We start from the raw sequence: 17348 nt of genomic DNA, 5'->3' as shown, positions 1-17348 counted from the left end.
GCTGAGATCGACCTCAGCCCACTGGGGCTCGTCGGCCGATCTTGTCCTCAAGGCTGTCGAGCTGGAAGGTCATGGAGTGACCGAGCAGCACGCAGAGCCGGACAGCGACCAGACCGCGCCGCGGCGGGAGTGGATGACCCGCGGCGTCGGCGGGATCGGCACCGCCAGCTTCCTGTCCGACGTCGGCCACGAAGTCCCCACTGCCCTGATGGCCAGCCTGGTCACCGGCACTCTCGGCGCCCCCGCATCGGCGCTCGGACTGATCGAAGGCCTCTCCGACGGTCTCGCCGGAGCCGGACGCTTCCTCGGCGGCCCGCTCGCCGACGACCCCCGCCGCCGCCGTCGCATCGCCGTCGGCGGCTACACCGCCACCGCCGTGCTGTCCTCCCTCATCGGCACCGCCGGAAACGTCCTCACCGCCGGACTGCTGCGCGGCGGCGCCTGGGCCGCCCGCGGCCTGCGCGTCCCGGCCCGCAACGCGCTGCTGGCCGACGTCGTCCCACCCACCGCCTACGGGCGGGCCTACGGCTTCGAACGGACCATGGACAACCTCGGCGCCATCGTCGGCCCGCTGCTCGCCCTCGGCCTGGTCGCGGTGTTCTCCGTCCGGACCGCGATCCTGATCTCCGTCGTCCCCGGACTCCTCGCCGCCGCGGCGATCGGCTACGCCATCCGCCAAGCGCGCCTGCCGGCCAGCCGGGAGCACCGGAAGCTGCGGTTCCAGGTCCGCCCGCTGCTGCACGGCCGGCTCGGACGGCTGCTCGGCGCGTTCGCCTTGTTCGAGATCGGCAACCTCGCCGCCACCCTGCTGATCCTGCGGGCCACCGACCTGCTCGTCCCCGGTCACGGGCTCCAGGCCGCCACGCAGATCGCGCTGGTGCTCTACACCGCCTACAACGCTGCCGCCACCGTGGTGTCCTTCCCTGCCGGCAAGATCTCCGACCGGCTCGGCGCCCGCGGCCCCCTGCTGGTCATCGGCGCCGGCGTCCTGATGTTCCTGCTCGCCTACCTCGTGTTCGCCGCCACCGGACCGGTCATCTGGGTGCTCGGGGTCGCGTTCGTCGCCGCCGGGATCGGGATCGGCTGCGCCGAAACCGCCGAACACGCCGCCGTCGCCGCCCTCGCCCCGGAGCACCTGCGGGGCTCGGCGTTCGGGCTGCTCGCCACCGGCCAAGCGGCCGGAAACCTCATCGCCAGCACGGTCGCCGGACTGCTCTACACCCTCGCCTCACCCGCGGCCGCCTTCGCCTACGTCGCCGCGTGCATGGCTCTTGCGTTGCTCGCCCTTGCGTGGGCCGGGAAATCTGCGCAGTGATGGTTCAGCAGCAGTGCTCGCCGCGCCAGGCTTCCCGGCCTTCCTTCACCGCGACCGCGGCGATGACGAGCGCGACGATCGGGTCGGCCCACGACCAGCCGAACAACGAGTTCAGCAGCAACCCGACCAGCAGGACACCGGAAAGGTAGGTGCACAACAGGGTCTGCTTCGAGTCCGCGACCGCGCTCGCCGACCCCAGTTCCCGGCCGGCGCGGCGCTGCGCGTAGGACAGGAACGGCATCACCAGCAGCGACACCGCGGCGAGCACGATCCCGACCGTCGAGTGTTCCGCCGGCTCCACGCCGAACAGCGACCGCACCGACTCGGCCGTGACGTAGGCGGCCAGCGCGAAGAACGACACCGCGATCACCTTCAACGCCGTCCGCTCCCGGGCTTCCGGGTCTTTGCCGGAGAACTGCCACGCCACCGCGGCCGCCGAGGCGACCTCGATCACCGAGTCCAGCCCGAACCCGATCAGCGCCGTCGACGATGCCACCGAGCCGGCCGAGAGCGCGATGATCGCTTCGAGGACGTTGTAGGTGATGGTCGCGCCGACCAGCAGCCGCACACGTCGAGAGAGGACTGCCCGCCGCGGCGCATCGACTCGTGTGGCCGCTTCGGGTGCGCAGCAGCCGTCGGTGCAGCCGTCCTGCGCGGTGGCCGGGGTCGTCAACGGCAACTCCGTGCGCCTGCCAGTGTCTCCGTTCATCGGCCGGCTACCGCGGGCTGCTCGTCGTCGACGCAGGGCTGCGCGGTGTCGACCGCGAGCACCACCTGCACGAGTTCGGTCAGCGCGCGGGCCAGGTGGGCGTCCGCCAATTCGTAGCGCACCTGACGACCCTCGTACGTCGCCACGACCAAACCGCAGCCGCGCAAGCATGCCAGGTGGTTCGACACGTTCGATCGGGTCAACTCGAGTTCCGTCGCGAGCTGACCGGGGTAGCTCACGCCGTCCAGCAACGACACCAGGATCTTGCATCGGGTCGGGTCGGCCAGTGCGCGGCCGAGCCGGGCCAGCGCCGCGCCCCGCGTTTCACACGTCAGCATGCGCCGAACAGTACAGCGTCAACTATTATATCAGCAAGGGCTGAACAGTTCAGCCTGTGTCCCGCGGCGAGGCGCCGACGGTGTCGGCGACGGTGGTCCACGCGGGCATACAGACGCCGAGGGCCGCCTCGACGCCGTAACGCCGGGAGCAAGGCGGTCGTTTGATCTCGTATGAGTGGATCACCGGCACCCGAGCAGATCACGCTCGAGCCGGGAGAAGGATTCCGGTTCGCGGTCGGCGCTGCGGACGGCCCGAAGTCGACGGTGTGGAAGATCCTGTCGGCGAAGACCCGCTCCGACGTCTACCTGGTGTCGCTGCCGACCGCCCACAGCATGAAGATCAGTTTCCACGAATCCGGGCAGTGGCAGCATTCCTACCTCTCGAACGTCGCGATGCAGTACGTCGAGGTCAACGCCGACCGGCACGTCGACCAGTGGGACAAGCCCGAGCCCTTCGTGGCGGGCCTGCGCCGCGGATACCGCCTCACCGTGCCCCACACCGAGCTGCGGCCCACCGCTCCCCAGGTCGGCGACCAGGACGTGCGGTGGATCCCGAAGCCAGGCGCGGGCTACTGGGTGGACATCCACATCATGTTCCAGGACCCGGACCTCGCGGCCGCAGTGGTGTGGGACGAGGGGCTGCTCGTCGGCGAGCTGCAGCTGAACGGCGGCGGCAAAGCGATCGTGGTCGCGCAACGCCGGAAACCGGATCCGGCGTACGCCGTCGTCCTGGCGCAGTTCCGGGACATGGTGCTGCAGAATCTGCGCGAGCAGGGCCTCGCCGACCAGTTGCCGGACCCGGTGGCCCTGATGTACGGCTGCGACGACGACGGAACCCGGTCCGTTACCGAAGTAGCGCTGACGCCGCCGCAGGTAGGTTTCACCCCGATCTGTTCCGGACGGTACGCCGCGCTCGACGGCATCGGCATCCAGTTCCGCCGGCCCCGGGAGCACCCCTCGAACTAGCGGAAGTCGTTGCGCCCAGTCGTGGGCAGCCGTCTGCACCGCGTCGTACGGGCTGCCCAGCGGCGGGGTGTAGGACAAGTCGAGATCCTCGATCCCGGCGACGGTCATGCCGTGATGGATCGCGGTCGCGTAGATGTCGACCCGCTTGTGCACCGCACTTTCGCGGTGCCCGACCAGCTGGGCACCGAGCAGGCGCCCGCTGTCGGCGTCACCGGTGAGCCGAATGTGGATCGGGCGTGCGCCGGGGTAGTACGCCTTGTGGTCGTCGGCGACCGTTTCGACCGTCACCGACCGGAAGCCGGTTGCTTCGTGGTCGCGCAGGCCGGTGCGTGCGATGGCGAGGTCGAAGACCTTCAGCACCTGGGTGCCGAGCGAGCCGGCGAACTGCCGGTCGCCGCCGAGGGCGTTCTCTCCGGCGACCCGGCCCTGCTTGTGCGCTGTTGTCCCGAGTGGCAGGTAGACGTCCTGGCCGAGCAGCCGGTGGTAGGTGTGCACGCAGTCGCCCGCGGCGAAGATCCCGTCGACGCTGGTGCGCATGCCGCGGTCCACGGCGATGGCCCCGCGGGCGCCGAGTTTCACGCCGGCAGTTTCGGCGAGCACAGTGTCCGGGCGGACCCCCACCACGACGAGCACAACGTCCGCGCGCTTCTCGAAGCCGTCGCTTCCGCTCACGGTCAGCCCCGCCTGATTACGCTCGATGCGGTGCACCAGCGTCCCGGTACGGACGTCGACGTCGTGCGCGCGCAACTCCTCAGCGACGAGCACACCGAGTTCAGGATCCACTGTGGACAGGACTTGCGGAAGCTGCTCGACGAGCGTGACCTCGATGCCGCGGGTGCGCAGGGCGTCGACCATCTCCAGCCCGATGTACCCCGCTCCGACCACGACCGCCGACGCCAGCTGGCGCTCGAGCGTGGCGGTGAGGGCGAAGGTGTCGTCCATCGTGTGCAGCAGGTGCACGCCGTCCTCCGCGCCGAGCGTGTCGAGACCCTCAATCGGCGGCCGGACGGGAACCGCGCCGGTGCCGATGACGAGCTGGTCGTAGCCGAGTTCCTCGGCGCCGTGCTCGCCGGTGACGGTGACGGTCCGTGCGTCCGGGTCGATCGCGAGAGCGCGGGTGTTCAGCCGCAGGTCGAGGCCGGCATTCTCCAGGTCTGCGCAGGTGCGGTGCGCGAGGTTGTGCCAGTCCTCGACCTCGCCGGAGACGTGGTACGGGATCCCGCAGATGGAGAAGTTCGGGTAGGCGTCGGCGACGACCAGCAGCGGCCGCACGTCCGGGGCGAGCTCGTGGACGCGCAGGCCGGCGCTGATCCCGGCGTCGCTGCCTCCGATCACCAGTACACGGGTCATGACCTGGTCCCCCTTCGTTCGGCAGCGCCGCGTTGCACGAGGCCGTGGCGCGGACGCCGTTGACATCCGCCACTTCATTCAATCACCATTGAGTCAATGAACGCTGAGTGGTCTTCGGAGCTGCGGGCGCGTGCCCAGGTGCACGCCGCCCTCGGCGAGCCCGCGCGCCTGGCGATCGTGGACCGCCTCGTACTCGGGGATGCCTCGCCCACCGAGCTCGGGCGGGACCTCGGCCTGCCCGGCAACCTGCTGGCCCACCACCTCAAGCTGCTGGAGCAGGCCGGCATGGTCGAGCGGTCCCGCTCCGAAGGCGACCGCCGACGCACCTACCTGCGGCTGCTACCGGCCTCGCTCGCCGGCCTGCAGCCCGCCGGGTCCCTGGCGGCGCCGCGGGTGGTGTTCGTGTGCACGCACAACTCGGCGCGTTCCCAGCTGGCCGCGGCGCTCTGGGCGCGGCACAGCACGGTGCCCGCCGCTTCGGCGGGCACTCACCCGGCTGATCGGGTCCATCCCCGGGCCGTGGCCCTCGCCCGTGCCCGCGGCCTGTCCCTGGCACGAGCGCACACTTCCCGCGTCGAGGAGGTCCTGCACGAGGACGACCTGGTCGTCGCGGTGTGCGACAACGCCCACGAAGAACTCGGGACCCACGCCGGGCGCCTGCACTGGTCGGTCCCGGATCCCGCTCGCGTCGACACCGACAAAGCCTTCGACCGCGCCTTCCGCGATCTCGCCGACCGGATCGACCGGCTCACCCCCGGCGTCCACCTCCCTGGAGAGCAGAACGATGACTGACCTGCAGCCCCCGCGCCACACCCTGAGCATCGACCAGCAGCTCGCGCTGCGCACCGCCGCGACCCGCCTGCACGGGGAGTTCGACGGCATCTTCGGCACCGAGACAATCGAGCAGTTCCTGCACTCCAGCTACGACCAGTTCGCTGGCCACAGCACCGTCCCCAACTTCCTGCCGCTGCTGGCCGAGCGGTTCGCCCGCCAGCGCCTGCACGCCTTGGCGAAGATCGAGGGGCACCACGACGGCAAGCCGACCGTGCTGTTCCTGTGCGTGCACAACGCCGGCCGCAGCCAGATGGCCATGGGGTTCTTCCAGTACCTGGCCGGCAACCAAGCGCTGGCGTGGTCCGGTGGGTCCGAACCCGGGCATGAAATCAACCCCTCGGCGATCGCGGCGATGCGCGAACGCGGCATCAGCATCGCCACCGAGTTCCCGAAGCCGTGGACCGACGAAGTCGTCCGCGCCGCCGACGTCGTGATCACCATGGGCTGCGGCGACGCCTGCCCGATCTTCCCCGGCAAGCGCTACCTGGACTGGGAACTCGAGGACCCGGCAGGCAAGAGCGTCGAAGACGTCCGCCCGGTGCGCGACGAGATCGAACGCCGCGTGCGCGGACTGCTCGACGAACTCGGCGTTCCCGCCCTCGCTTGACCGACATCCGTTGCCTGTCAAGGAGTACCGCATGGAACAGCCGTTGCCCCGCAAGCTGGCCGCCGAATTCCTCGGCAGCCTGCTGCTGGCCGCGCTGGTGATCGGCTCGGGCATCGCCGCGCAGCGGCTCTCGCCCGGCGACACCGGCCTGCAGCTGACCGAGAACGCGGCCGCGACGGCCGCCGGCCTGTTCGCGCTCATCCTGATGTTCGGGCCCGTCAGCGGCGCCCACTTCAATCCGGTCGTGTCCTTCGTGGACGCCGTGTTCGGCGGGCTGCCCTGGCGGCACGCACTGGCCTACCTCCCGGCGCAGGTCGCCGGATGCGTCGGCGGCGCGGTCCTGGCCAACCTGATGTTCTCCACCGGCGCCGTCTCGATCAGCACCACCCATCGCGCCACCGCGGCGCACGGGCTCGCCGAAGTCGTCGCCACCGCCGGCCTGATCCTGATGATCTTCTCCCTCGCCCGCTCCGGACGCGCCGAGCGCGCCCCCGCGGCGGTCGGCGCCTACATCGGCGCCGCCTACTGGTTCACCAGCTCCACCAGCTTCGCCAACCCCGCCATCACCATCGGCCGCATGTTCAGCGACACCTTCGCCGGCATCGCCCCTGCGTCCGTGCCGCTATACCTCGCCGCACAGATCCTCGGCGGCGCGCTCGCCCTGCTCGGCGTCCGCGCGCTCTACCCCGACGTCACCCCCGCCGCCGCGGCCGACGTCGTCGTACCCCAGATCGCCACCACCAGCCGGTAAGCGCCCCGGCAAGGGAGCCCGCCGCGCCCCACCCCGCCGACCCGACACCGGCGCCGACCGCATCGTCAACCAGCTCGCCTACCGCTACGACGGCTTGTTCACCCGCGACCGCATCGACGCGCTGTTCCACGACAGCTACGACCGGCTGGCCGAGACCGCCCGCGTGACCGTCTTCCTGCCCACCCTGGCCGAGAAACTCACCGTCCAGCGACTGGACGCGCTCGCCCAGGCCGAAGGCAAGATCGCCAAGCGGGTGCCGGAAGTGCTGTTCGTCTGCGTGGGCAACGCCGGCCGCTCCCAGATGGCCGCGGCACTGGCTCGCCACCACGCCGGCACCCGGCTGCACATCCGCGCCGGAGGATCGGCTCCGCACGAGGCGATCTACCCCGAGGTCGAGCAGATCATGACCGAGTCCGGGTTGTCGCTGGCCGAGGAATTCCCCAAGCCCCTCACCAACGAGGTTCTCGCCGCCGCCGACGTCGTCGTCACCATGGGCTGTGGCGAGCACTGCCCGGTCCTGCTCGGCCGCCGCTACGAAGACTGGTCCATCGACGACCCAGCCGGCCAACCGGCCGGTCCAGCGCTTGCGCAGCCACAGGCTGACGTAGACCAAGCCGACCAGCACGGGCACGTCGATCAGCGGCCCCACGACTCCGGCCAGCGCCTGCCCGGAGGTCACGCCGATCGCGACGGCGATCGCGAGCTCGAAGTTGTTGCCCGCCGCGGTGAAGGCCAGGGTCGTCGTGCCCGTGTAGGACAGCCCGGAGGCTTTGCCGAGGAGGTAGCCGCCGCCCCAGATGATCGCGAAGTAGGCCAGCAGCGGCAGGGCGATCCGGGCGACGTACAGCGGCCGGGAGGTGATCGTCTCGCCTTGCAGCGCGAACAGCACGATGATGGTGAACAGCAGCCCGTAGAGCGCGATCGGGCCGATCTTCGGCAGGAACTTCCCCTCGTACCACTCGCGGCCCTTGCGGGCCTCGCCGATCCGCCGGGACAGTTCGTCGACACGCGGTCAGCGGCGGCTGGAAGTCGCCCGGTAAGCGGCGATCCTGATCCGCAGGCCGCGCAGGTGGACCAGGTCGATGACGAAAGTTGATGCGGGCCGGTAGCCCGCGGTCGGCTGCCCGGTCCGGCAGGGTCCGCTCAGGTAGACGAACTCGTCTTCCGGGTCATACCGCGGCTGAGACCAGACCGCCGGTTCGCCGGCGTTGGCGTCCCGGCGACGGGCACGGGCCAGCCAGTAGACCGGCAACTTCATCACCTCGCCGAGCGCCTTGTCGAAAGCCGCGAGGTCACCCTCGGCGATCGCCAGTCCGCGCCCGCTCCACACGCGGGGCGCCCAGTAGGCGCCAGCGGAGGCGTGCGTGAAGCTGGCGGTGTCGCCAGCCGCGGTGATCGTCCAGTTGGCCACCGTGGTGATGGTGGACATGAGGGCTCCTTGCGGTTGCGGCCCCCAGGTCCCGGCCCACCGTAGTGGATCATGTCCGAGTGGTGACACCGGCGGCGGCACGAGGGTGGTGCACCGTTCGAGGGGCAGGACGCCGACGACCGAGGTCAGCGACACGCTGAGGACCTCAGATCAGGCGTTGTTCATCTCAGATTCACCCAGAGATCATCAAAGGGCGCGGACCGTGCGAGGCTGAGGGCATGCCCGAACAGCCAGATAGGGCCGCCCCACGGTCGGTGGCCGAACTCGCCTCGGATCCCACGTGGACGGTCACCCGCACCGGGACGAGCGGCCAGTGGCTGACCGCGGAACGGGTCGTCGACCAGAACGGGCACCGACGGCTCGTCGGGCTCACTCCAATCCGACCTGGGACCGTCGCCGTCATGCTGTGGTCCGACGGCGACGTCGTAGAGCACGTCCGCGGCAGCGAACCCGAAGCCTGCGCGATCGCGCATCGCTGGGTCGCGAGGCTCCTGGTGGGCGAACAGCCCTGAGCAGGAGCCGACCGTGCTCGGCGCAGGAACCGCGGACACCGAGCACGGCCCGGCCTCAGGAGACTCAGATTTTGTAGAAGTCCGTGTAGTGGTTAGGTGAGAACCACACCACGCCGGTGGTCAGGTCGACGACGATCCGGTAGGCGTCGCGGGCCGCGCCGCACGTGCGCGGGTAGACGTCGAACTCGCGGAAGGAGTGGCCGGCCGGCAGCTCACCTTCGCGGTTGGAGTAGGTGCCGCCGGCGTAGTTGCACTTGCCGCTGGGCCAGTCGTACCAGCCGCGGGTGCCGGGGTAGCCCTTGCTCTGCCAGGTCGTGTTGGCCAAGCGGGCAGCCGAGCAGCGGGACTGCGTGCAGGAGCTGTACACGGTGGCGTCGGCGACCGTGGTGCTGACACCGAGCGTGGCAGCGACCGCGGTGACGGTCACGGCGAGCCGCTGCGCGGTCCGGGAAAGCATCGAAGCGGGCACGGAACCTCCTCGTCTCGTACGGGCACCGGAATGGTGGCTGACGCGCGTCGCCGGAAGGCGACCGGCAACGTGCCGATCCGGTGAACATCCCGCGACGGACCCGGGATCGGCTGACCGTTGCCGATCAGAGTCCGGCGAGGAAGAGCACGCCGGCTGCGACGAGGCCGAGCTCGACGAACAGGACGAAGACTCGCTCGCTGATGCGGCCGACGATCTTCTTGCCTACCCAGGTGCCGAGCAGGGTTGCCGGGGTGAGTGCGAGGCCGAAGAGGAGGACCCGGCCGGTGAGCAGGTCGCCGGCACCGTAGGTGGCGATCTTGGTGAGGTGCATGGTGAGTGCACTGGCGGCTTCGGTGCCGATGTAGGCGCCGCGGGTCAGGCCGAGGGCGAGAAAGAACGGGGCCGTCAGGGGGCCGACCGAACCCAGAAGCGCGGATCCGAGGCCGGAAGCAGCACCGACCAGCGCGAACGAGGGCTGCGCGGGCGGCCGGGGGCGGTGTTGCAGATGTCGCCAGAGGACGACGCCGATGAGGAAAAGACCGAGGACGCGCTTGAGCGGCACGAGCGGGGCGTGAGCGAGCAGCAGGCCACCGGCGACGGCGCAAGGTATTGCGCCTAGTGAGAACCAGCCGATCAGAGGCCAGCGCAGTTCTCGGCGGTTGAGCCAGACACGGGCGCTGTTGGAGGACAGCTGGGTCAGGGTGAGCATGGGGACGGCGACGCGGAGGCCGAAGAGCGCGGTGAAGATCGGCAGCAGGAGCACGCCACCGCCGAATCCCGCGATCGCGGAGAGCACGGCGAGCACGAAGGCGGCGAGCGACGCGACCAGCAGAGCGGGCGGCAGTTCGACCGGCACGGGCTTCAGCCTGCCAAGTGCCGCCGCACCCGGTGACCAGCGGGGGTGGGGAACGCGACCGAGGCTCGGCCTCAATCGGCATGAAACAGACCCGATCGCCGGGTCGCACGTCAGGAAGATCTACCTCGAGCGGTCGTGGCGAGGTAAGCGGCGATCCGGTCGTGGAGATTCTGAACGTTGGCGGCTACCGCGGAACCAATGCCCGGTGTTGTCGTTGCGGGGTTCCGAACGCCGGTGGAGCGGGGGCCCGGCGGAGACGGACGGTGGCGTCGAGGCCACCGCCTGCGGCGGATTCGAGGGTGATGTCACCACCGGCGGCCCGGGCGAGCTGCGCGACGATGGTCAGGCCCAGGCCGCTGCCTTCGCCGGCGTGGGCGTCGCCAGGGTTGCGCCAGACGCGGTCGCACGCACGAGCCCGCTGCTCGGCGGTCATCCCGGGCCCCTGGTCAATGACGTGCAGTTCGACGTCGCCGGTGGGTCCGCGCGTGGTCGCGAGAGCGATCGTGGTGCCGGGTGGGGTGGCGCGCAGGGCGTTGGCGAGCAGGTTGTCGATGATCTGCTCGAGTCCGCCGGGCACGGTCAGAACCCATCCGGCAGGAATGCCCTGCCGGGAGAGCCGGACGTGGTGTTCGGCGGCGAAGGCGGTCCAGGTTTCGACGCGGTCGGCCAGTGTCGCGTCGAGGTCGGCGGGTTCGGGTGTGGTGGCCTCGTCGTCGAGGCGGGCCAGGGCGAGCAGGCCGGTGATCAAGTGGGTGAGGCGGTCGATTTCCCCGAGTGCGGTGTCGAGGCTGGGCCGGGCGTCGGGACGCAGGTCGGGTTCGAGGTTTTCCAAGCGGAGCCGTAACGCGGTGAGCGGGGTCTTGAGCTGATGGGAGGCGTCGGCGGCGAACGCGCGCTGCGCGCCGAGCAGGTGCTGCAACCGGGTCGCGGTCCGGGTGAAGCGGGCCGCGAGGCGGCGGAGTTCGGGCGGGCCGCGGTGGGTGCTGGGCGGGTCGGTCAGGACGCCGTCGGCGAACTGGGCGGTGGCGTGCTCCAGCGACCGGATGGGACGGGTGATCCAGCGGGCGATGCCGAACCCGAGGAACGCGGCGGCCGCCAGCACGGCCGCGCCGATGGCGGCGAGGGTCCACCAGGCGTCCCGGACCCGATCGTCCACGGCGGTGGTCGGGACCACGAAGGAGAGAGCACCGCGGATCAGCGAGCCGGACGCGGCGGGCAAGGTCAGAGTGATCGCGCCGGGGCCGGTGGCGATGGTGGCGTGGGCGGCCAGCGCGGCGGCGATCGCGGGGTCGGCGGCTCGGGTGGTGCCGGCGCCCGGGTCGGTGGTGGTGAGGACGACGCCGCGGCGGTCGACCACGGTGACGTGACTGCCGGTCCGGGCAGCGTATTCGCCGATGAGTTCGGGCAGGGCTTCGGTGGCGCCCTCCTCGATGTGTTCCTCGGCGAGTTCGGTGATCATCGCCGCGTCGCGCTGCACGGTCGTGGTGAACCCGGCGAGTTCGGCCCGGGCGTAGGCGAGCCCGAACGGGATCTCCAGGCCCAGCAGGACCAGCAGCGTGATCGCCAGATAGCTGAACAGCAGCCGCCGGGTCACGGCGCCGGGTCCGGTGGGACGAAGCGGTAGCCGACGCCGCGGACGGTGTCGATCCATTCCGGCGCGCCGAGCTTGCGGCGCAGTGCGGCGACGTGGACGTCGAGGGTCTTGGTGGGGCCGAAGAAGTGCGGGTCCCACACGGTGTCGAGGATCTGCTGCCGGGTGCAGACGGCGCCGGGATCCTCGGTGAGCAGGGCGAGCAGGTCGAACTCCTTGGGCGCCAGGCTGACCAGTTCATCGCGTACCCGGACCTGGCGGGTGCGGGTGTCGATGGTGACCGGCCCGAAGCGGCGCACCCCGGACTCGGCCGCCGGTGCGGGCCCGCTGCGGCGCGAGACAGCGCGGATGCGCGCGACCAGTTCCCGCAGCCCGAACGGTTTCGCGAGGTAGTCGTCGGCGCCGAGCTCCAGGCCGACCACCCGGTCGGACTCCGTATCCCTGGCCGTGATCATGATGATCGGGGTGTCGGCCTCGCGACGCAGCCGCTGGCACAGGTCGATGCCGTCGATGTCCGGCAGGCCGAGGTCGAGCAGGATCATGTCCGCCGGAGCCGCGGACAGGGCCGCGGCGCCGGTCGGGGCGTGGTCGGTGGTGAAGCCGTAGCGGCCGAGCCCTTCACGCAGTGGCTGGGCGATCCGCTCGTCGTCCTCGATGATCAGTACCCGCATCTCACCTGCCTCTCCTTCCCCAAGCACGGAAGGAGAGGTGGCAGGGTTCAGCTCGGCGGAGATCACGCCCGGGCCGGGCGTGATCTCCCCGCGGGCGGCGGACATGTCAGCCGTCGCCGTCGGTGTCACCGCCCGCGTCCTTGCTCTCGTCCTTGGTGCCGGACACCGTGAAGCTCTGGTCGATGTAGACCTCGACGCTCTTCCCGTTGGCCTGCTTGACTTCCACCGCGTACATGCCCGGTTTTTCCGCGTCGTGCTCGGACTTGACCACCGTGCCCGGGTACTGCGCTAGCGCCGCGGCTTCGGCCTTCTGCTTGAGCTCGCCGGACAGCGGCTCCTCGGTCTTCTTGCCGCCTTGCGCCGGCGCCTGCTGTTGCTGGGCGGGTGCAGCGGCCGGGGCCTGCTGAGCGACTGAGGGGGTGTTGCCGCTGGTGCCGCACGCGGTCAGCACCGCGAACAACGCCGCCGCCGGAATCGTCATGACCAGACCGGATCGCATCGTCGGAACTCCTCAGTGTCGGGGTTTTGTGCTGTCTCCGACGCTAGGAACCCGCACGGAAAGTCCCGGCCAGGGCAATCCCAAGATCAGGCCAAGTTCTCCTCGGCCGTGGGCTTACCTCGGGCTGACCGGTGGCGCAGCAGCACATGCCCGGCGATCAAGGTCAGCACCCACGCCGCGCCCAGCCCGGCGGCGGCGGTGACGTCGGTGGCCCAATGCACACCCAGGTAGACCTGGCTGGCCACGGCCAGCCCCGCCGGCACCGGCGGCGCCCACGACCTCGCCCGCACGCCGACGACCACCGCCACTATGAGGACAGCACGGCACGCGGCACCTCTGCCACGGTCGACACCCGCCTCAAAGAAACCCGGTCCACGGGCCCGACCAGTGCTCGACCGCCTCCGCCAGCACACCGTGATCCCGCAGCACGCTCTCACGGTCGTACACCAGATCGGCGACCGCGCCGAAAGCCCTGCCGCGGCGAACGCCGCCACAGCGGTGGCTCCGGCGCGCAGCAGCAGGCCATCCGCTCGAGCGTGGCAGGGCGATGAACGGTCGTGCACGTCAGCTCGTTACAACTGGACCATCGCTATGTTACGGGCGTAACATAGCGATGTGAGCATCGAACCCGGCAAGCAGGGCTGGCTGGTCATCAGCGTCTCGACCGCGGGCGCACCCGACTCGCTGCGGGTGCAGGTGTGGCGGAAACTCCGCTCGCTCGGCGCTCTGTACCTGCAGCAGTCGGTGTGCCTGCTGCCCGCCCGGCCGGAGGTCGTGCGCGAGATCCGGCGCCTGGTCGACCGGGTCCGCCACCAGGGCGGCACGGCACGGATGCTGCCGATGGCCTTCACCGAACCGGCCGAGGAACACGCGGTGATCGCCGAGCTCAACGCCGCTCGCGACACCGAGTACACCGAGGTCCTCGAACGGTTGCCCCAGCTACGGCAGGAGCTCGCCGACGAGCAGGCCCGTGGCAACACCACCTACGCCGAAGTCGAGGAGTCCGAGGCCGACTTGCAGCGGTTCCGCACCTGGATGGACAAGATCGCCGCACGGGACTACTTCGACGCTCCAGCAGGCCAGGATGCTCGCGACGCAGTCGCGCAGGCCGCCACCGAACTCGCCGCCTTCGAGGAAGCCGCGCTGCACGCCGAAGCTCCCGCCCACCTCACCCCTCGTTTGCGGGCGGTGAAGGAGCGATGACCGGCTCGTTCTGGTGGGACCTGCTCATCGGCATCGCCGCCGCGCTGCTACTGGCCTGGCTCGCCCTCGTCGTAGCGCTGATGGTGATCCGGCCGCGTGGCGGCCTGCTGCGGGAGGCGCTGCGACTGCTGCCCGACGTCCTGCGGCTCATCCGCCGCCTGGCCGCCGACAAGACCCTCCCCCGCGGCGTCCGGGTCCGGCTCTGGCTGCTCCTGGCCTACCTCGCGCTGCCCATCGACCTGGTGCCGGATTTCATTCCCGTCCTCGGCTACGCCGACGACGCCATCATCGTCACCGCCGTCCTGCGCAGCGTCGTCCGCCGCGCCGGGGTCGACGCCGTGCGCGCCCACTGGCCCGGCACCGACGACGGCTTCGCCGCGCTCGCCCGCCTGACCGGGATCCGGGCCTCCGCGGCCTGACCGACCAAGGCCCGAACACTCCACGCCAGGGGTTTCTCTGCCGAACCGTTACCGGCGAGTCGGCGAGCGGCAACTGACTGCGGAGCCGTGAACGTTCGCCCAGCCGGTCCACCGTTCGGACTATTTACCGTAGTGCCGCTCCGTGCTAGCCACCCAGGCCCAGAGTCCGCCGGTCAGCGGCGTTGACTGCCCTTTCCGGTCCAATCGGTTCCGGGGCGGAAATTCGTGGAGCAGAGAACGTGCAAACGAGAATAAATCACCACACTTTCCTTTTAGGACAACCTTCATTGACAGCACAAAGTCATCCGAGAACGCTGACCCAGCGGGAAAATCCGGTCCAGCACGCGAGGGGGTCCACTTTCCGAATCCAGGCGATCAATGTAACGCTGAGCTGCCAACCTGGCGGGACCTGCACGCCCACCAGCAACGCCGATCATAGGCGTCTATGCAGCTCAGTCTCTGACACTTGGAAACAGATCACAATTTTCTTCGGGTGCGGTGAATTCTACACGCAATCCAACCGAGGTCGTGTACGGAAATCTTGCGCCCACGTTTCCTAGGAGGGCATGTGAAACTCAGACATTGGCCGGTCGCCGTCGTGGCCGGCTTGATCACAAGCATTCTGGTCGTCCCGGTCAGCAGTGCCGCGCCGGCCGCGCAGTCGAGCGGGACGGCAATCGCCCCCGGCGGGACCGGCGCCGCGGCGCCCCGCGTGGCCCAGGCTCGCGGGGCCGCCGGGCTGGTGGCGCCTCCGGCGGGACGCGACCATGCCCCGCTGGGCCTCAACGGCCGGCCGGCCACCGAGGGGCTGCCCGCGGCCGTGCCGAAGGTCGCCAAGCCTGCGCCGAGCGCGATCGGCAAGAGCGCGGGTGCCCCGAACTCGGTCACGGCGCCGCGGCCGCTGACACCGCCGGGCACGACCAACGCGAACTTCAACGGCATCAACCAGTCCGCCGGTGGCGGCGCCCAGCCGTCCGATGTCAACGCCGCGTCCGGCGCGACGCAGATCGTCGAGACCGTGAACCGCCGGTTCACCGTCTACAACAAGACCGGCACCCAACAGTGCACCAACACCCTCGCCGGGTTCCTCGGCGCCACCGAGGACGTCTTCGACCCGCGGGTGCAGTACGACAACGTCAACGACCGATTCAGCATGGTCGTCACCCTGACCCCGACCTCCGGCACCGCGGCCGCCGCCCTGTACGTCGCGGCCAGCCAGACCGGGGACGCGTGCGGCGGCTGGTGGGTCTACCGGCTGACCTTCAACGGCAGCCTGTACCCGGCCGGCACCCTGCTCGACTACCCGCAGCTCGGCCAGGACCGGGTCGCGCTGCTGCTGTCGTCGAACAACTTCCACCCCAGCTTCATCAACGCGGCGGCGTTCTCCATCTCCAAGGCGCAGGTGTACGCCGGTGCCTCGGTGAGCTTCCCGGCCTTCTCCGTCAGCCCCACCACCCAGCCGGCGACCGTCGGCGGCAACCCGATGCCGGCGACGACCAACAGCTACTTCCTCGCCTCGGTGGCGGGCACCGGTTACCGGCTCTACCGCATGACCAACTCCGCCGGGCCGGGCACGACGCTGACCCTGCAGGCCACCGTCAGCTCCACGTTCGCCGTGCCACCACGGCAGGTCAACCAGCCGGGTGTCACCACGAAGCTCGACCCGAGTGACGGCCGGATCGTGTGGTCGCCGTATCAGGTCGGCAACTTCATCTGGTTCACCCACGGCATCGCCATCGGCAGTTTCCCCGGCATCCGCTACGGCGCGATCCGGCTCAGCGACAACGCCCCGTTCGTCGCGAACGCCTTCCGCAGCGGCACCAGCGACGACTTCAACCCCTCCATCGGGGTCTCGGACGCCGACGGGGGTGGCGCGAGTAACTACATCTGGCTCAACTGGGCCTACACCGATACCACCAACAACATCGCCACCTCGGTCACCGTCGACGGTGTCCTGCCCGGTGGTGGCGTGCCGAACCTGGTCGGCACCGGAACGGTCCTGGTCAACGGCGCGGCCACCACGACCAACACCCGCTTCGGCGACTACTCCTCGGTGTCGGTGGAGAACACCTGCACTGCCGTCGTCGCCCAGCAGTACTTCGCCACCGGCGGCAACTGGGCCACCCGCATCGGCCGGCTCAGCTTCTGCTGACCCCGGCCCTGTCACCCGATGGGACGCCTCCGCCCGGAGGCGTCCCATCCGTCTACCCTGCGAACCCTGCTGAGGAGGCTCGAGATGTACCCCAGGTGGCTGCTGTCGCTGACCGTGCTCCTGCTCCTCGGCGGCTGCGGCACCGGCCCACCGGCCGGGGAGCAACCGGCACCTCCCGGCGGCCAGGGAACCGGCACGGCGGCCAGTGGCAGCGCTTCGGCCAGCCCCTCCTCCTCACCTGGCAAGGGCGGTTGTGGACCGCGCAGCCTGGTCGCGACGGTCCGGCAACAGCCTGCGCCGCAATGCCTGGCCGTCGGCGACGTCCTGCACATCACGACGGAGACCTCGCCGCAGCAGCCGTGGAGCCTTCCGGTCAGCTCCGACGAATCGGTCCTGCAGTGCGAGGCACGGCCGCTCACCGACGGCGCCACCACCGCGACCTGCACCGCCCGGCGCCGCGGCAACGCCACCGTGACCACCACGACCGCCGCCTTCGCAGGCGACCCGCACGGCCCGCCGCAGACCCAGTGGGAAGTTCGCGTCCAGGTCACGTGAACAACCGGTGGGGGGCCGGCGCGGGCCCCGGGGGCCCCCCCGCGCGCGTCGTGAGCGGGTGGGGACCGGGGGGGGGTTTGTGGTGGGGGGGGTTGGGGTGGGCGCGGTGGGTGGGGCGGGCC

The 17348-nt window shown here is 70.4% G+C and carries 19 protein-coding genes and 2 pseudogenes; 10 read left to right on the top strand and 11 right to left on the bottom strand.

Annotated features, from left to right (window positions below):
* The first annotated feature begins 76 nt into the window (after positions 1–76).
* Positions 77–1315 (top strand): MFS transporter, encoded by a 1239-nt coding sequence (locus ACFVYA_RS31655; protein ID WP_387050205.1) that lies wholly within the window; start codon positions 77–79, stop codon positions 1313–1315.
* Between the two features lie 4 nt (positions 1316–1319).
* On the opposite strand, the gene ACFVYA_RS31650 is transcribed toward ACFVYA_RS31655, so the two are convergent.
* The 3 genes from ACFVYA_RS31650 to ACFVYA_RS31640 all read right to left on the bottom strand — a co-directional run bounded on the left by ACFVYA_RS31650 (position 1320) and on the right by ACFVYA_RS31640 (position 4678).
* Positions 1320–2024: a cation transporter gene (locus ACFVYA_RS31650; RefSeq protein ID WP_387050204.1), complete on the bottom strand. Its 705-nt coding sequence runs from the start codon at positions 2022–2024 to the stop codon at positions 1320–1322.
* Positions 2021–2362, bottom strand: a complete 342-nt coding sequence (locus ACFVYA_RS31645) for an ArsR/SmtB family transcription factor (protein ID WP_387050202.1) — start codon at positions 2360–2362, stop codon at positions 2021–2023. The genes ACFVYA_RS31650 and ACFVYA_RS31645 overlap by 4 nt, the downstream gene beginning before the upstream one ends.
* Before the next feature lie 180 nt (positions 2363–2542).
* Positions 2543–4678, bottom strand: a complete 2136-nt coding sequence (locus ACFVYA_RS31640; protein ID WP_387050201.1) for an FAD-dependent oxidoreductase — start codon at positions 4676–4678, stop codon at positions 2543–2545.
* A gap of 96 nt (positions 4679–4774) precedes the next feature.
* Here ACFVYA_RS31640 and ACFVYA_RS31635 point away from each other — a divergent pair, with 96 nt between their 5' ends.
* The 4 genes and pseudogenes from ACFVYA_RS31635 to ACFVYA_RS31620 all read left to right on the top strand — a co-directional run.
* A complete protein-coding gene (locus ACFVYA_RS31635) occupies positions 4775–5470 on the top strand; it encodes a helix-turn-helix domain-containing protein (RefSeq protein WP_387050199.1) in 696 nt (231 codons plus the stop codon).
* Positions 5463–6119 carry an arsenate reductase ArsC gene (locus ACFVYA_RS31630; protein ID WP_387050197.1) on the top strand — a complete coding sequence of 219 codons (657 nt, stop codon included), beginning with the start codon at positions 5463–5465 and terminating at the stop codon, positions 6117–6119. Before ACFVYA_RS31635 ends, ACFVYA_RS31630 begins: the two co-directional genes overlap by 8 nt.
* Before the next feature lie 31 nt (positions 6120–6150).
* Positions 6151–6870, top strand: a complete 720-nt coding sequence (locus ACFVYA_RS31625) for an aquaporin (protein ID WP_387050195.1) — start codon at positions 6151–6153, stop codon at positions 6868–6870.
* A gap of 94 nt (positions 6871–6964) precedes the next feature.
* Positions 6965–7330 (top strand): annotated as a pseudogene (locus ACFVYA_RS31620) (low molecular weight phosphatase family protein); the annotation flags it as partial.
* A gap of 111 nt (positions 7331–7441) precedes the next feature.
* On the opposite strand, the pseudogene ACFVYA_RS31615 reads toward ACFVYA_RS31620, so the two are convergent.
* Together ACFVYA_RS31615 and ACFVYA_RS31610 are read right to left on the bottom strand one after the other, a co-directional pair.
* Positions 7442–7867 (bottom strand): annotated as a pseudogene (locus tag ACFVYA_RS31615) (arsenic resistance protein); the annotation flags it as partial.
* Positions 7868–7882: 15 nt separating this feature from the next.
* On the bottom strand, positions 7883–8299 hold the full coding sequence (locus ACFVYA_RS31610; RefSeq protein WP_387050192.1) for a hypothetical protein: 417 nt from the start codon (positions 8297–8299) through the stop codon (positions 7883–7885).
* A 218-nt stretch (positions 8300–8517) separates the two neighbouring features.
* Between ACFVYA_RS31610 and ACFVYA_RS31605 the strand changes: the two genes are divergently transcribed.
* On the top strand, positions 8518–8811 hold the full coding sequence (locus ACFVYA_RS31605; protein WP_387050190.1) for a hypothetical protein: 294 nt from the start codon (positions 8518–8520) through the stop codon (positions 8809–8811).
* A 64-nt stretch (positions 8812–8875) separates the two neighbouring features.
* Here ACFVYA_RS31605 and ACFVYA_RS31600 read toward each other — a convergent pair whose 3' ends face one another.
* From ACFVYA_RS31600 to ACFVYA_RS31575, 6 genes are all read right to left on the bottom strand, one after another.
* Positions 8876–9280, bottom strand: a complete 405-nt coding sequence (locus tag ACFVYA_RS31600) for a ribonuclease domain-containing protein (RefSeq protein WP_387050188.1) — start codon at positions 9278–9280, stop codon at positions 8876–8878.
* A 124-nt stretch (positions 9281–9404) separates the two neighbouring features.
* Positions 9405–10136 (bottom strand): sulfite exporter TauE/SafE family protein, encoded by a 732-nt coding sequence (locus ACFVYA_RS31595; protein ID WP_387050186.1) that lies wholly within the window; start codon positions 10134–10136, stop codon positions 9405–9407.
* Between the two features lie 184 nt (positions 10137–10320).
* The gene (locus ACFVYA_RS31590) at positions 10321–11730 is read right to left on the bottom strand and encodes an ATP-binding protein (RefSeq protein WP_387050184.1); all 1410 of its coding nucleotides are present in this window, start codon (positions 11728–11730) and stop codon (positions 10321–10323) included.
* A complete protein-coding gene (locus tag ACFVYA_RS31585) occupies positions 11727–12398 on the bottom strand; it encodes a response regulator transcription factor (protein ID WP_387050182.1) in 672 nt (223 codons plus the stop codon). The genes ACFVYA_RS31590 and ACFVYA_RS31585 overlap by 4 nt, the downstream gene beginning before the upstream one ends.
* A 106-nt stretch (positions 12399–12504) precedes the next feature.
* Positions 12505–12897 (bottom strand): PepSY domain-containing protein, encoded by a 393-nt coding sequence (locus ACFVYA_RS31580; protein WP_387050181.1) that lies wholly within the window; start codon positions 12895–12897, stop codon positions 12505–12507.
* Between the two features lie 86 nt (positions 12898–12983).
* Positions 12984–13205 carry a hypothetical protein gene (locus ACFVYA_RS31575; RefSeq protein WP_387050180.1) on the bottom strand — a complete coding sequence of 74 codons (222 nt, stop codon included), beginning with the start codon at positions 13203–13205 and terminating at the stop codon, positions 12984–12986.
* Between the two features lie 307 nt (positions 13206–13512).
* Between ACFVYA_RS31575 and ACFVYA_RS31570 the strand changes: the two genes are divergently transcribed.
* From ACFVYA_RS31570 to ACFVYA_RS31555, 4 genes are all read left to right on the top strand, one after another.
* Entirely contained in the window at positions 13513–14100 is a 588-nt protein-coding gene (locus tag ACFVYA_RS31570; RefSeq protein ID WP_387050178.1) for a Chromate resistance protein ChrB, read from the top strand.
* Entirely contained in the window at positions 14097–14519 is a 423-nt protein-coding gene (locus tag ACFVYA_RS31565; RefSeq protein WP_387050177.1) for a YkvA family protein, read from the top strand. Before ACFVYA_RS31570 ends, ACFVYA_RS31565 begins: the two co-directional genes overlap by 4 nt.
* 568 nt (positions 14520–15087) lie before the next feature.
* On the top strand, positions 15088–16671 hold the full coding sequence (locus ACFVYA_RS31560) for a hypothetical protein (protein WP_387050175.1): 1584 nt from the start codon (positions 15088–15090) through the stop codon (positions 16669–16671).
* 84 nt (positions 16672–16755) lie between these two features.
* Positions 16756–17226: a hypothetical protein gene (locus ACFVYA_RS31555; RefSeq protein WP_387050173.1), complete on the top strand. Its 471-nt coding sequence runs from the start codon at positions 16756–16758 to the stop codon at positions 17224–17226.
* Positions 17227–17348: the final 122 nt, after the last annotated feature.

It is taken from the genome of Amycolatopsis sp. NPDC058278, from assembly GCF_042881395.1.
In the GTDB taxonomy this organism is placed as follows: Bacteria; Actinomycetota; Actinomycetes; order Mycobacteriales; family Pseudonocardiaceae; genus Amycolatopsis.
The sequence above is the reverse complement of the archived record's forward strand: the minus strand, read 5'-3'. Positions and strand labels throughout refer to the sequence as shown.

What these genes read in the sequence shown, in the direction of transcription:
- ACFVYA_RS31650 (WP_387050204.1), bottom strand. Translation starts at nt 2,024, where the DNA reads ATGAACGGAGACACTGGCAGGCGCACGGAGTTGCCGTTGACGACCCCG.
- ACFVYA_RS31625 (WP_387050195.1), top strand. Translation starts at nt 6,151, where the DNA reads ATGGAACAGCCGTTGCCCCGCAAGCTGGCCGCCGAATTCCTCGGCAGC.
- ACFVYA_RS31640 (WP_387050201.1), bottom strand. Translation starts at nt 4,678, where the DNA reads ATGACCCGTGTACTGGTGATCGGAGGCAGCGACGCCGGGATCAGCGCC.
- ACFVYA_RS31565 (WP_387050177.1), top strand. Translation starts at nt 14,097, where the DNA reads ATGACCGGCTCGTTCTGGTGGGACCTGCTCATCGGCATCGCCGCCGCG.
- ACFVYA_RS31585 (WP_387050182.1), bottom strand. Translation starts at nt 12,398, where the DNA reads ATGCGGGTACTGATCATCGAGGACGACGAGCGGATCGCCCAGCCACTG.
- ACFVYA_RS31580 (WP_387050181.1), bottom strand. Translation starts at nt 12,897, where the DNA reads ATGCGATCCGGTCTGGTCATGACGATTCCGGCGGCGGCGTTGTTCGCG.
- ACFVYA_RS31555 (WP_387050173.1), top strand. Translation starts at nt 16,756, where the DNA reads ATGTACCCCAGGTGGCTGCTGTCGCTGACCGTGCTCCTGCTCCTCGGC.
- ACFVYA_RS31635 (WP_387050199.1), top strand. Translation starts at nt 4,775, where the DNA reads ATGAACGCTGAGTGGTCTTCGGAGCTGCGGGCGCGTGCCCAGGTGCAC.
- ACFVYA_RS31605 (WP_387050190.1), top strand. Translation starts at nt 8,518, where the DNA reads ATGCCCGAACAGCCAGATAGGGCCGCCCCACGGTCGGTGGCCGAACTC.
- ACFVYA_RS31610 (WP_387050192.1), bottom strand. Translation starts at nt 8,299, where the DNA reads ATGTCCACCATCACCACGGTGGCCAACTGGACGATCACCGCGGCTGGC.
- ACFVYA_RS31645 (WP_387050202.1), bottom strand. Translation starts at nt 2,362, where the DNA reads ATGCTGACGTGTGAAACGCGGGGCGCGGCGCTGGCCCGGCTCGGCCGC.
- ACFVYA_RS31630 (WP_387050197.1), top strand. Translation starts at nt 5,463, where the DNA reads ATGACTGACCTGCAGCCCCCGCGCCACACCCTGAGCATCGACCAGCAG.